The sequence below is a fragment of the Bacteroides sp. Ga6A2 genome (genome assembly GCF_000702225.1).
Classification (GTDB): Bacteria; Bacteroidota; Bacteroidia; order Bacteroidales; family Bacteroidaceae; genus Ga6A1.
Genome location: NZ_JNKX01000040.1, coordinates 1 through 13,179, shown reverse-complemented (window position 1 = coordinate 13,179; position 13,179 = coordinate 1). Strand labels below are relative to the sequence as shown.

The window sequence follows — 13,179 nt, the reverse complement described above, 5'->3', positions numbered from 1 at the left end:
TTTAACCTTTTATATAATGAAGAGATATTTAGCAGAAATGGTGGGTACGGCAGTGCTCGTGCTCATGGGCTGCGGAACTGCGGCTGCATTGAATTGTGGTTCTGATACAGCATCGGTAGTTGGAACGGCTATGGCTTTCGGCTTGGCTGTAGTTGCTATGGCTTATACAATTGGTGGCATTTCGGGTTGCCATATCAATCCGGCAATCACTCTCGGATGCCTTCTGACAAAGCGTATTGGTGTAAAGGACGCTTGCATGTATATGGTATTTCAGGTAATCGGAGCGTTTATCGGCTCTGCACTTCTTGCGCTTATCGCTCATGAGGTTACATTTGGAGGAACCGAGACTGGTGCAAATGCTTTGCAGGCAAATGTATCTACAATGGGTGGTTTGATTGCCGAGATTGTATTTACTTGTGTATTTGTACTCGTTGTTCTTGGTACAACCGACAGCAAGAAGGGCGCAGGCAATTTTGCAGGTCTTGCAATTGGTCTGTCTTTGATTCTTGTACATCTTGCGTGCATCAACATTACAGGTACATCTGTAAACCCAGCGCGTTCAATCGCTCCTGCTGTGTTCCAAGGTGGTGAGGCTCTTTCACAGATTTGGATATTCATTGTAGGTCCGTTTGTTGGTGCTGCCATTGCTGCCGGAATCTGGAAGGTTATCGGCTGCGAATGTGGTGAGAACAAATAAAAAGTTTAATATAAGGTTTTAAGGCGGAAGGTTCTGAATCTTCCGCTTTTTTTGTATCTTTGCGAGGTTTTTGTGTATAATCATTCGTATGGCGAGAATCTTGATAATAATATCGTTCTTATTTTGTGCTATGTCATCTTCGGCTCAGGAGATGACATGCGATTCTGCTGTTGTGCAGACGAGCGATTCTATTATCGTTGAGAAGATGCGTCAGGCTGGTGTTAAGTTCTACAAGCACAATCAGGTAAAACTTCTGAAAAGCGGTTCGGCCAAATTTCATGATATGCTCAAGGCTATTAGTCTGGCAGAGAGCAGCGTCCACCTCGATTACTTCAATTTCCGAAACGATTCTATTGCCAAGCGACTCTTCTGGCATTTGGCAGAGCGCAGTGCCAATGGCGTAGAGGTGCGTGCCATCTACGATTCCTTCGGAAATATGAGCAACAGCCGTCCTTTGAAGAAAAAGCATCTGAAAACTATCGAAGGGTGGGGCATAGAAATCCGTGAGTTCGACAAGATTAAGTTTCCGTGGGTGAATCATGTGTGGCGTCACGACCATCGCAAGATTGTGGTGATTGACGGCAAGGTGGCTTATTCTGGCGGAATGAATGTTGCCGACTATTATGTTGACGGATTGCCAAAGATTGGTCCGTGGCGCGATATGCATTTCCGTGTTCAAGGTCCGGTTATAAACGAGTATCAGAAGACATTTTTTGGAAACTGGAACACGCTGACAAGACAGAATATCCACGGTGCAAAGTATTATTGCGGCATCGACAGCGTTGAACGCTCCTTCTTGCCAGATGAGTTTAACGATAGCCTTCACACCGATGTTATGGTTGGTGTTGTTTCGCGCCTTCCTGTAATTCAGCCAAAGATTATGCGTCAGATGTATATCGAGGCAATTGATGCGGCGCAGTATAAGATACAGATTATCAGCCCGTACTTTGTTCCTTGTCCTTCGATAAAGAAGGCGATAAAGCGCGCGCTGAAGAGAGGTGTCGACGTTCAGATTATGCTTTCGGCAAAGAGCGACATTCCGCTAACGCCCGATGCCGGATTCTATGTGGCAAACAAACTCCGCAAGAAGGGCGCGCAGTATTATCTTTATCAGAACGGCTTCCATCACTCAAAAATAATGATGGTTGATGACCTTTTCTGTACAATCGGCTCGGCAAATCTCGATTCGCGAAGTCTGAAGTTCGACTACGAGATAAACGCGCTTTTCATCGACAAGGGCGTTACTAAGGAACTTTCGGATATGTACGAGATTGACAAGCTGCACAGCGTAAGGCAGACTTCAAAGCATTGGAAGAAAAAGCCTTTTCTGAAGAAGTTTGTAGCTTGGTTTGGCTACCTGCTCGGACCGTTTATTTAAGGGCTTTTTCAATCTCGTTCACCGAGTTGCCCGAGGTTACAATCTTTCCTTTCTCATCAATCACAACCAGCGTTGGAACGGCTCGCACGGCATATCGCTGCGCTATTGGCGACATCCATTCTTTTTCGTCGCAGACTTGCTGCCATTCAATCTCGTTCTTGCTGATGAATTCTCTTAGTTCTGGAATATTTGAGTTTATGCTTATTCCGATGATTTTTAGCTTGTTCTTATCGCTGCTTCTGTAGATGTTTCGCATTGCCGATAGCTCTTGACGGCAGTCGGAGCACCAGCTTGCCCAGAAGTGTAGAATCACCTTTTTGCCTCGCAAAGCCGACAGACTTACGGCATTTCCGTTGATATCTTTTGCCTTGAAATCCTTTGCCTCTGTACCCGGCCGCAGATTCTGCATGTTCTCAATCAGACTCTCGATTTTCTTTACATAAACACATTCGTCGAGGTCTGACGACAGTTTGTTTCTGTATTCCTGAAGTTTGTCGGCATCGAGTCGGCTGCTCAGTTCTCTCGATAGAAAATAAGCCGTTACGGGCGATTCGGGATGCTCGTTTACGAAACTGTCAATGTTGAAGCTATAATCGTAGACCTGAAGCTTATTCCGCAGATAGATGTCGTTTATTTCGGAGTGTTGAACGGTTATGTCGTTGCAGCTTTCCCAAACCTTAACGCACATCGTATCGTCCTCAACAAAGAACGAAGCCGGTCTCCGCGTGTTGCGAATAACGCTTATGCCGTAAAGTTCGGGGGCTGGAGCATCGCCTTCGAATTTGAAAGAGCCGTCGTGATGCACTATCGTGCTGTCTACAACCTTAAAATTGTGTGCCGTGTAGTGTGTAAGATATACCATGCCTGTGTCGATGTCGGCATACTGTCCGAGAATTACGAAATGCAGGCTTTTGTTATTGTTGCACGATGTAACTAAGATTGCGATGATGAGCGTAAAAAGTGTTTTGTACATATTTTGTCGTAATAATATTTCCACGCAAGCGGAATGCACACGCCTGCTATTGAGTATAAAATCCATAGATAATTGCTGGTCTCTGCATTGTGGATAACCATGTGGCAGCCAATCTGTTCCCATTCAAGATTCCAGACGAAAATCTGCAACAGGGCAACGATCTTGTATGCAAAGATATGCCAAATCATAATCTGTAACGAGTGGTCTCCGCAGTAGACGAGAAACCTTTTTGCCCAACCCGAAGTCTTGTCGATGTAACTTGATAAAATGTAGACAAACGTGAATCCGGCGGTTGCTGCAAACGGCAGACGGTAAACGTGCTTCAGTTTGCTGTTAAGACTCATACTCGTGCCAAACCAGAAGGTGAATACCAGCGTAGCGGCAAGGCATACGATGCCAATGGCGATGGGGTATCGCTTGATGTATCCTTCGTATTTTCTGAACAGAAAGCCTATTCCCATAAAGAAGATGCCCATCAAGTCGCGGTATCCTCCTTGGTTTATGCATCTGTACTTAATTCCGAATCCGAATTTAAAGAGAACGAAAACGTAAGCCGTTAGGCAGATGGCGCACACAACGCACGTCTCGTTTAGTCTGATATACGGAACTTTCTTGAACAGTTTGAACAGAACGAGATAGCCGATGCTTGCCACCAGCAAGGCTCTGAAAAACCAAAATGCCGACAGAAGGAAGACATCGTATCCGCCCATTGTAAAGATGATGTCGACGAAACTCTGCAACATCTGCTTGGCGTTTAGTGGATGTGTTACTCCGCCACCCGGATTACCGAAATGCTCGTTCAGAAAGCCCGTTGCAAAGAACAGCGGATTAAGCAGAAGAACGATTACGCTCCACTTTACGAAAGGAATGTAAAGGCTTTTTACGCGCTTCTTGATGAAGGTTATTTCGTCGTTCAGATACTTTGTGCTGAAGAAATACCCGGCGGTTATGAAGAACAGCGGCATGTGCCACAGGTAGATGAAATTCATCAGATAGTGCGGACTGTCGGCATGTCCTATAACCATGCAGATAATGGCGAGAGCCTTGCATATCGAGATTGTGGTATTTCTCATTTTGTAAGAAGATTATTCAACAAACTTGTCGTTTGTAAGTTGTGGAGCCGATGCCTTTTTGTCAATCAGTTTCTTGCCTTTCATCCATTCGAGAGGTGCGTCGATGTCTTTTTGCTGCATCTTTACAGCCACGTGCCCCTTAATTGAAAGCGTATCTACGACATTCTGCTCCAGTCCAAGATGTTTTGCCGCATATTTAGACCATTCCTTGTAGGGATGACTGTTCATATATTCAACGGCAAGATTGTAGCCCTTAATCAAGTTCCTGATTTGCTCTTCCTTCTTGCTGATGCTTTCCTTGCTGAAAATCATTCCGTCGGTACAGACAGAAAGGTCGCTACTGCTGATAATGGCTCTGTCGCTGGCAATCAGAGGCAACTGCGCGTATGGTTCGGGCAGAAGGGCGGCATCAACCTGCGTGTTCTGAAGCATCTGCAATCTTATAACCAGATTGTTAATCTGAACTTTGTTTGCATCTTCAGGACCGTATTTAGCCGTGGCGAGCGACTTGTCTACGATGTAATCGACAGCCGAGTAGCGCGTCATGGCAATAAGACGCTCTTTTATGTCCTTCACGTTCTTCAGACGTAGGTCGTGAGGAGTAATGAGCGTGTATTTGTTTTCGAGTGCCATTACAAAGTAAAGTCCGCGCTTGTTGTTAAGCAGAATTGCTCTCACGACATCTGTGCTCATACCGTCGACGGTTGCGTTTGCAAAGGCGGTATCAGCATCGATGGCTGCTCCGTATCTGATGAGTTTGATGTCTGCTTTAAGCGAGTCGTAAATGCCAAGTTGCTGAGCCACATAGAACGGAACGGTGGCAGAGATAGGCACGAGTGCGACTTTCAGACTTGCCGAGTCGTCGGCTTTCGCTTTTTTTACTTCGGTTTTCTTTGTTTCCTTGCTGCAAGCCGCAGCCAAAATTGCTATAATGAGAAATAAATATGGCAGTCTCTTCATATAGTTTCTAATACGAACTAAAGGGCAACCCGCTTTTTGCGGGTCACCCTTATTATTATTTTATCTTTTTGTAGAAGAATGAGTATTATTACTCACCCTTGATTGCTGCTACACCTGGAAGAACCTTACCCTCGATAGCCTCAAGAAGAGCGCCACCACCAGTTGAGATGTAAGAAACCTTGTCAGCCAAGCCGAACTTGTTTACGCAAGCAACAGAGTCGCCACCACCGATGAGTGAGAATGCGCCCTCGGCAGTTGCCTGAGCGATAGCGTCGCCGATTGCACGGCTACCAGCTGTGAATGAGTCGCACTCGAATACGCCGGCAGGACCGTTCCAAAGGATTGTCTTAGCACCCTTGATAGCCTCTGCGAATGCCTTCTGGCTCTCTGGACCAGCGTCAACACCCTCGAAACCAGCAGGAACCTTGTTTGATGGGCAGTTGATGATCTCAGCACCAGCCTTAACGCTCATTGTACCGAAGTCAAGACCGTTAGTTGCAGTACAGTCAGTACCAAGAACAAGCTCAACGCCATTCTTCTTAGCCAACTCCTCAACGCCAAGAGCAACGTCAAGTTTGTCAAGCTCTACGATTGAATCGCCAATCTCACCATTGTGAGCCTTAGAGAATGTGTATGTCATACCACCGCAGAGGATGAGTTTGTCAACCTTGCCAAGAAGGTTCTCGATGATACCAATCTTAGAAGATACCTTAGAACCACCCATGATTGCAACGAATGGACGCTTGATGTTTGAAAGAACGTTGTCAACAGCCTGAACCTCTTTCTCCATAAGGTAGCCAAGCATCTTGTTGTCAGCGTCGAAGTAGTCTGCGATAACTGCTGTTGAAGCGTGCTTGCGGTGTGCAGTACCGAATGCATCCATAACGTAGCAGTCAGCATAAGAAGCAAGAGTCTTAGCGAATTCCTTCTGCTTAGCCTTCATCTCCTTCTTAGCAGCCTCGTATGCAGGATCTTCCTTGTCGATACCTACTGGCTTGCCCTCTTCCTCAGCGTAGAAACGAAGGTTTTCGAGAAGAAGAACCTCGCCAGCCTTAAGGGCTGCAGCCTCAGCCTGAGCCTTAGCGCAGTCAGCAACGAACTTAACAGGAGCGTTAAGAGCTGCAGCAACAGCGTCAGAAATCTGACCAAGAGACATCTTAGGGTTTACCTTTCCTTTTGGTTTACCCATGTGAGACATGATGATTAGAGCACCGCCGTCGTTAAGAATCTTCTTAAGTGTAGGAAGGGCACCCTTGATACGAGTATCGTCAGTAATCTTACCATTCTCATCCAATGGCACATTGAAGTCAACACGTACGATTGCCTTCTTGCCAGCAAATTTGTAATTGTCAATAGTCATAATTTCTATTATTTAAATTTAAAATTAATTCTTTGTTTTTTGTTGCCACAAAAGTAAAAATTAACTATGAATGTGTGTATTAAAAAATGTATAAAAAGTGCTGTTCGGCTTGAAAAATGAAATTTTTTATACCGTTTTTCTTACTTTAAATTCTGTTTTGTAATGCTTGCATAGCATTTTCAAACCGCACTTGTCGCACAACGGCTTTCGTGCCATGCAGGTATATCTGCCGTGCAAAATAAGCCAGTGGTGTGCCTTTGGGATAATATCGTCGGGTATGTTTTTGGTCAGTTCCTTTTCTACGCTGTAGGGTGTGGTGCACTTGTCCGAAACGAGTCCGATTCGGTGGCTTACCCTGAACACATGCGTATCTACCGCCATTGTTGCCTTGCTGAATATTACGGCTTGGATAACATTGGCAGTCTTTCGCCCAACGCCCGGAAGTTTCATCAGTTTGTCGATGTCCGACGGCACTTCGCCGTCAAATTCGCCGACGAGCATATTTGCCATTCCGTGCAGGTGCTTTGCCTTGTTGTTGGGATAAGAAATGCTTTTTATGTATTCATATATGGCATCGGGCGTAGCCTCTGCCATTATCTGCGGCGTTGGCATGGCTTCGAACAGAGCCGGAGTAACCATGTTAACGCGCTTGTCGGTACATTGTGCCGACAAGATTACGGCTGTCAGCAGTTCGAAAGGATTGCCGTAGTGGAGTTCTGTCTCCACCACGGGCATCGTCTTTTCGAAGTATGCAATAAACTCTTTGTAGAGTTCTTTCTTTGTCATTGCTTAAAACCGTACCTTTTTCTGTATTCCATTGGCGACAAGCCCGTCTCCTTCTTTACATATCGGCTCATATAAGAAAGGTCAGGGAAGTGATACAGTTCAACCAAGTCGGCGAGCTTGTATTGTGTTTCGCGAAGTTCTGCCTTCAGGTGGCTCAGAAGTTTGAATTCTATCAGTTTCTTAGGAGCCATGCCAATGTGCTCGTTGCACAGAACGAACAGGCGGTTAGATGTAATCATCAGTCTTTCCGAGTAGAAACTCAACTGATGCTCTTCTCTGAAGTTCTTGTTTACCAAGCGGATAAACTGTTCTATAATCTTCTGTCCCTTTCGGTTCTGTCCCGGGGTGCTGGCGTTAGACAGAGAGTAGAGTAGTGAGGTACTGCAAAGGCAGTTGCCCATAACGCGTTCCTTGTCTTCGTAGGCATCAAGACGGTTTATTATCGCCTTGTAATAGTTGATGAACGACAGCAGGTGTCTGAACTGGTCTTTCGACATGCGCACAAATCGCTTGCTCTCGTCGTCGAGGAAGAATTGGTTGAGTTCCAGTCCGTCAGTTGTGCTTAGATATAGTTTGTAATTCAGGGTCAGGTCGAATATCTGGACATCGGGGCTGAACGATATCACGTTGATGACATCGTACGGACGAATCCAGAACCAACTGTATTTGTTGAGTGTATATACAGTATCGTCGTCGTTGTTCAGTTTGAACTTGATTTCGCCTCTGGTGCACAGTGTATAACTTAGGTGTGCCGGGCTTGTGTTGCCCAACTTGAGGTTGTGCCTGTTGAATTGCCTGATGTGGTAACTCTCACCTTCGCCTAACGGGTCGTATATAAAGTTTTGCATTTTCTTTAGTTGACTGAAGTTCTGAATGTATTTGGAGTACAGCCTGCGTTGCGCTTGAAGAAGCGTCCCATGTACGAAACGTCAGGGAATCGGTACAGTTGGGCAAGCTCTTGCAGCGAGTAGTCGGAATGCAAGAGGTCGTTTTTCAGCGAACTTAGAATCTTAGACTCGATTATGCTCTTAGGCGACTCTCCGGTATAGTCGGAGCACAGATTAGTGAGATAGTTAGGTGTAATCTTCAGTTTCTTTGCATAGAATTGCACCTTATGCTCCTCTCTGTAGTGGATGTCGACGAGATACATGAATTTCTCGATGATAGACGAGCCTTTGACCTTTGTCTCTTCGCGGCGGAAGTTCTCCAGTTTCTCGTGGTTGTTCTTTCTAATGTCGTTGGCTATGGCGATGATAGCCGTGTTTACGAGGTTGCCAATAAGCATCGTGCGTCTCTTCTTTATAGGCATAATCATGGCACACTTCTTGTAGAGGAATGCCATCTTTAGCAGACGCTTGAGGTTTACAGTCTCGTTTTTGTAAACTCTGTTGCTTCTGAGAATATGCTTAGCCTGAATACTTGCTCCCCTGAAGGCAATATCCGAGAATCCCTTGGTGATGAAGAAGCCGAAGGCAACCGCATCTTTGCTGTTGTAGATTCGGATAGTGTCTTTTGGAAACAAAATTAGCATATCGTTCTTTTTCAAATGATAAGTAACATTGTTTACGTCTATGTCAAATTCGGCAGAAACACAAAGGTGAAACGACATGTTCTGTGTATTGAATGGTGTGTCATCGAAATCTTGCGCTCTGATTTTCTTTAGTAGAAATGAATCTGACGATTTTATTAATCCTGCAGTTGTAATAGCCATATTGTTTTTCTAATATCTATTAAGTTATACTAGTACTTTTTGCAAATATAAATATTTTTCGTTATAAAAAATAACAAAAAGGCAAAAAAAATATGTTTTTTTTATTTTTACTCATTTTTAGCCCCGATTTTTCATTTTTCATTGTGTTTTTCAGGTTGTTTAGTCCGCTTTTTTTATTCACAATTCAAAATTACAATTCTGAATTCATAATCCTCGAGGACTTATAAAGAATAATTATGGTATGAAATATTCTTTTGGTATATACAAAATAGTGGGAAGGTACGTCCAAGATACGTCCAAGATACGTCCAAGGTATAGGGAAGCAAGCCAAAAGGAACAGGCGGCTATAAATAGAGAGAGTTGAAAATTTATTCAGAATTGACAATTCACAGTTGACAATTGACAATGAACAATTCAAAATTCATAATTGATAATTCAAAATTGCTTTCATAATTGCCGAGGATTAATAACGGACAATTTCGTCAGAAATTGTCCGTTTAGTATATACAAAATAGAAGGTAGGAAGAAGGTAGGAAGAAGGTAGGAAGAAGGTAGGAAGAAGGTAGGAAGAAGGTAGGAAGAAGGTAGGAAGAAGGATGATAGAGGCAAGCTATACGCAAGGTATATGCAAGGTATATGCAAGGTATATGTAGGCTATATGTAAGATATATGCAGGGTATATGTAATGTATATGTAGGCTATATGTTGTGTATATGTAAGCTATATGTTGGGTATATGTAAATATGCAAGGTATAGCCAGATTAGGTGGAATTGAAGTAGGTCGATAGTAAGGGGATAGTAAGGGGATAGCAAGGGGGTAGCAAGAGGGTAGTAAGGGGATAGTAAGAGGGTAGTAAGGGGATAGTAAGGGGATAGGTGATGGGTAGGTTATGGTGAAGTTGAAGATGGGAAAGTTGAAATTTTAAGCCAAGATAAAATCCTTGTCTCTAAGTTCCTTCAGTGGCAAGCGACCATAGGTTGAGCGCGGAAATTCGGCAGAACGGTGGGAGCATATTCGTTCGGGATGTCTTCGGGTTTCGTTCGGGTTGAGATGGTTGTTTAGGATACTATTTGATAATGCCCCTAAGTCGTAAATGCAGCAGACTCGATATCCATGATTGTGTAATACAAAAGTTTTTGCCAGATTCCTTGCAAAAAATGTCTATAACAAAGAAATATTCCATATTTTTGCAATCGATAATCTTTTGCAAGCATTATCATTCAATATCAACAGGTTAAACACAACAGAAAAACTTGGTCTAATGACAGAAATAAACTCTCGCCTGAGAAGTACAATAAAATGCTTTATCAGCCAGTATATAGTGTTCGCGCTCATGCTGGCATTCATCATGCCAGTCCGCACGGCGGCGCAATAGTTACTAATAAAAAGCCGTTAGAATCTTATGTTGGGTTTATGATTATGGATGAAAACTTGTACGAAAAAGCGCGCAAGAAAAATGAATTCCGAGAATTCTTTTTCGGTAAAGGAGAATATTTTATATTCGATAGAGACTGGGGAACACATGATTTTACAAGGACATGTTGTTACATTTTTGATTTGAGAAATGACTTGGAAGAACAGGTTCTTTATAAGATGATTGAGTCTGATCTGATAGGACTTTTGTCTAAACAGAATCTGACAAATGAGGAATTCCGATTGGTTATAATTTTTATATTTCATTATTATGACCTTAGAAATTACGAAGATAAGAGATTGAAAACAGATTGGATTTTTTCTGAAGAGCTGATTTCACTTCTTAATTCTAATTATCGACATATAAAGGAAAAAGGAGAGGATTTCTCCATGATAGAAGACAGGTTGAACAGTCTGCTCATGACGCATAATGTGGATATTTTGAATTTTGACTCTAAAAAGCTTCTACGCAAAGAAGAAATTCTAAGTCGTGTTGATAAAACATACGTCGGACTTTATGAAGTTCCAGATGGAATAAAACACATAGACAGTTATGCTTTTGCTCATTGTAAAAATATTACAGAAATAATTTTGCCAGATAGTGTCGAAAGTATCGGCATGAACGCATTTGACGGATGCACGAATCTGAAGAATATAAAAATGCCCAATAAAATGACGTTTATTGGTAGAGACGCTTTTTTTGATTGCTGCTCGCTCGAATACATAACTATACCGAGCACACTGTTTGTGAATGAAAATGATTTTTGTTTTTGCGATTCGTTGAAAAGTATAAATGTAGATGAAGAAAATCCATATCACAAGTCTGTTGATGGCATTCTTTATACAAAGGACATGAAAACACTGTTGAGATGTCCGATGGCTCTGTCCGCAAAAAAACTAGAAATACCTTATGGAGTTGAGGTCATAAAATATGCATCTTTTAAGGGATGTTCAAAAGTGAAATCTGTTTATATTCCAGAGAGCGTATCGATAATTGAATTCTTAGCATTTTGTGAATGTGATAGTTTGAGAGAGATTCATTTTCAAGCAAAGGACGTATGCAGTTTCACTTCCATTGCGATAAATTGTGCAGGTAATAAAAAATTAAAATATTATGTTCCTAAAGGGACTAAAAAACAATATATGAGAATTTTAGATATAAATAAGAACAACAGAATTGTGGAAGAAGATAGTGGAATGCGTAAGCAAATCATAACATATTTTGCGAAAGTTTGTATAGAGTTGAGCGCAAAGGTTGCTATTTTTGTTCGAAAATAAGGTAGGTTGTGCCGAATTCATGTCTCGATTTATTGGCGCTTGCGTCCCTTCGGCTACGCATTACTTGTTTTTTTGCGGTGGGAATTGCAAATTCCCAGTTTTTCTCTCTGCCAAATTACAAATTCGGCAGAACGGGAGATTTGTGTGACATTTTGTCAGATGATGATAATTTTAGTAAAATATTTAGTTTGGAAAAAATAGAATGATGCTAAAAGAAGTATTACAGAAAAAATTTGAGTATGGTGAATTGTTTAACACCAAAGAATACATTTACTTTCATGATTATTCTTTTACAGACATTACTGTCATCAAGAAAGTACGATTTGAAAATCTTGAAATCGTTGGTGAAATATGCCTTGATTGTCGTGAATTTACTTATGAAACAAATGGAGATTATTTATTGTTGGAAGATAATGAAAGAAATAGAGCCTTTCTCTATTTCTTACCGAATTTGAAAAAGGTTCATAGCTATACTTATGAGTACAGAGCCACGGATATTTATGATTACGAGGATTTTCTATTTGTTGTTAGCGAAAAAAACGTACTCCGATTTTGTAAGGAAAATTGGAATTGTGTCAAGGTCGCAAATCTGAACGATTGGATTGAATTTTGTTTTAAAAAAGGAAATACATTTGTCTGCAAAGATTTTTACAATCTTTATATTTACGAAATGAAAGATGACAAGATGAATGTAATTTTTCAGGTAAAAATGGATAGTCTTTTTCCTGAAGACGAAATCAAACGTTTGTTATTGCCAACCTACAAATCTTCCAACATGCGTTTGTATCGAGCCGAATTTTACGGCAATGATTTGATTGTTTTGGCAAATGTCGGCTTTGTAAGAATGACTATAGATGGAAAAGTTGTATGGAAGACAATTTGCCATGCATTAAGATCCGATATTATCGGACGCTATGGGTATGTCTGCTTCAACAGCGTATTTTATCGTATAGACTTGGATAATGGAGAACTTTATCTGTATGGCAATAAAGGAGAACTCCCAACGCTTACGATTGATGGACATGAAATGTGGCCATCAGGGAAAAATGTAATTGCTCACAATGGTTTGCTTTGGCGTATGTTGTATGACTGCGGATTGACACTTTTGGCGGCAATAGACCCAGAAACTGGACAGTTCAAATATTTCCATCGCTTTTATGATATAGCTTATGAGAATTGTAGACCAGAATTTATTAACGGAAAGATTTATCTTTACGATGCAATTACAAAAACTCTTCACGTCCTCGAAGAGGTGGAAGGCGAGCCGGAAAAGACATTCAGCGGTGTTCCGATGTCTGAAACCGAGTTGGAGCTGGTTGATACAACCAAGAAGGTAAACAACAAGAAGCCAGCCCCAATCTACGAAGATAGCGATATTCCGTTGTTCGAAGAAATAAAGCAGGTGGCGCGCATCGAGCACGCCTGTGTTCTCGATGCCGAGTGCATCGACAGCCTCGAAGACTATTCCAACCTTATTGTCGATATTCTCTCGCTTGCCGATGTCCGCAAGTTCACCATTGTTGAGCACACGTTGAGCGGCAGCATCAGT

11 protein-coding genes are annotated in these 13,179 nt (G+C 42.2%); 4 read left to right on the top strand and 7 right to left on the bottom strand.

Going from position 1 to position 13,179, the window contains the following annotated elements:
• Positions 1-16: 16 nt before the first annotated feature.
• Both T538_RS0110755 and T538_RS0110750 read left to right on the top strand, forming a co-directional pair.
• The gene (locus T538_RS0110755; RefSeq protein ID WP_031533791.1) at positions 17-697 is read left to right on the top strand and encodes an MIP/aquaporin family protein; all 681 of its coding nucleotides are present in this window, start codon (positions 17-19) and stop codon (positions 695-697) included.
• 88 nt (positions 698-785) lie between these two features.
• Positions 786-2,075, top strand: a complete 1,290-nt coding sequence (locus T538_RS0110750) for a phospholipase D-like domain-containing protein (RefSeq protein ID WP_031533792.1) — start codon at positions 786-788, stop codon at positions 2,073-2,075.
• Here T538_RS0110750 and T538_RS18420 read toward each other — a convergent pair.
• The 7 genes from T538_RS18420 to T538_RS0110715 all read right to left on the bottom strand — a co-directional run bounded on the left by T538_RS18420 (position 2,068) and on the right by T538_RS0110715 (position 8,938).
• Positions 2,068-3,048 carry a TlpA disulfide reductase family protein gene (locus T538_RS18420; protein WP_031533793.1) on the bottom strand — a complete coding sequence of 327 codons (981 nt, stop codon included), beginning with the start codon at positions 3,046-3,048 and terminating at the stop codon, positions 2,068-2,070. The two genes, T538_RS0110750 and T538_RS18420, sit on opposite strands and share 8 nt — an antisense overlap.
• Positions 3,009-4,121 carry an acyltransferase family protein gene (locus tag T538_RS17765; RefSeq protein ID WP_051656037.1) on the bottom strand — a complete coding sequence of 371 codons (1,113 nt, stop codon included), beginning with the start codon at positions 4,119-4,121 and terminating at the stop codon, positions 3,009-3,011. Before T538_RS17765 ends, T538_RS18420 begins: the two co-directional genes overlap by 40 nt.
• A 12-nt stretch (positions 4,122-4,133) precedes the next feature.
• Entirely contained in the window at positions 4,134-5,081 is a 948-nt protein-coding gene (locus T538_RS0110735; RefSeq protein WP_031533795.1) for an ABC transporter substrate-binding protein, read from the bottom strand.
• An 88-nt stretch (positions 5,082-5,169) separates the two neighbouring features.
• Positions 5,170-6,441: a phosphoglycerate kinase gene (gene pgk, locus T538_RS0110730; RefSeq protein WP_031533796.1), complete on the bottom strand. Its 1,272-nt coding sequence runs from the start codon at positions 6,439-6,441 to the stop codon at positions 5,170-5,172.
• Between the two features lie 126 nt (positions 6,442-6,567).
• Positions 6,568-7,227, bottom strand: coding sequence for an endonuclease III (gene nth, locus T538_RS0110725; protein ID WP_031533797.1), 660 nt, complete (start codon positions 7,225-7,227; stop codon positions 6,568-6,570).
• Positions 7,224-8,075: a helix-turn-helix domain-containing protein gene (locus T538_RS0110720; RefSeq protein ID WP_031533798.1), complete on the bottom strand. Its 852-nt coding sequence runs from the start codon at positions 8,073-8,075 to the stop codon at positions 7,224-7,226. The genes nth and T538_RS0110720 overlap by 4 nt, the downstream gene beginning before the upstream one ends.
• Positions 8,076-8,080: 5 nt before the next feature.
• Positions 8,081-8,938: a helix-turn-helix domain-containing protein gene (locus T538_RS0110715; protein ID WP_031533799.1), complete on the bottom strand. Its 858-nt coding sequence runs from the start codon at positions 8,936-8,938 to the stop codon at positions 8,081-8,083.
• 1,300 nt (positions 8,939-10,238) lie between these two features.
• Here T538_RS0110715 and T538_RS0110705 point away from each other — a divergent pair.
• Together T538_RS0110705 and T538_RS0110695 are read left to right on the top strand one after the other, a co-directional pair.
• The gene (locus T538_RS0110705; RefSeq protein WP_031533800.1) at positions 10,239-11,630 is read left to right on the top strand and encodes a leucine-rich repeat domain-containing protein; all 1,392 of its coding nucleotides are present in this window, start codon (positions 10,239-10,241) and stop codon (positions 11,628-11,630) included.
• A gap of 202 nt (positions 11,631-11,832) precedes the next feature.
• A partial coding sequence (locus T538_RS0110695; RefSeq protein WP_031541197.1) for a hypothetical protein occupies positions 11,833-13,179 on the top strand: 1,347 nt, incomplete at its 3' end.

What these genes read in the sequence shown, in the direction of transcription:
- T538_RS17765 (WP_051656037.1), bottom strand. Translation starts at nt 4,121, where the DNA reads ATGAGAAATACCACAATCTCGATATGCAAGGCTCTCGCCATTATCTGC.
- T538_RS0110705 (WP_031533800.1), top strand. Translation starts at nt 10,239, where the DNA reads ATGCTTTATCAGCCAGTATATAGTGTTCGCGCTCATGCTGGCATTCAT.
- nth (WP_031533797.1), bottom strand. Translation starts at nt 7,227, where the DNA reads ATGACAAAGAAAGAACTCTACAAAGAGTTTATTGCATACTTCGAAAAG.
- pgk (WP_031533796.1), bottom strand. Translation starts at nt 6,441, where the DNA reads ATGACTATTGACAATTACAAATTTGCTGGCAAGAAGGCAATCGTACGT.
- T538_RS0110755 (WP_031533791.1), top strand. Translation starts at nt 17, where the DNA reads ATGAAGAGATATTTAGCAGAAATGGTGGGTACGGCAGTGCTCGTGCTC.
- T538_RS0110750 (WP_031533792.1), top strand. Translation starts at nt 786, where the DNA reads ATGGCGAGAATCTTGATAATAATATCGTTCTTATTTTGTGCTATGTCA.
- T538_RS0110715 (WP_031533799.1), bottom strand. Translation starts at nt 8,938, where the DNA reads ATGGCTATTACAACTGCAGGATTAATAAAATCGTCAGATTCATTTCTA.
- T538_RS0110735 (WP_031533795.1), bottom strand. Translation starts at nt 5,081, where the DNA reads ATGAAGAGACTGCCATATTTATTTCTCATTATAGCAATTTTGGCTGCG.
- T538_RS0110720 (WP_031533798.1), bottom strand. Translation starts at nt 8,075, where the DNA reads ATGCAAAACTTTATATACGACCCGTTAGGCGAAGGTGAGAGTTACCAC.
- T538_RS18420 (WP_031533793.1), bottom strand. Translation starts at nt 3,048, where the DNA reads ATGTACAAAACACTTTTTACGCTCATCATCGCAATCTTAGTTACATCG.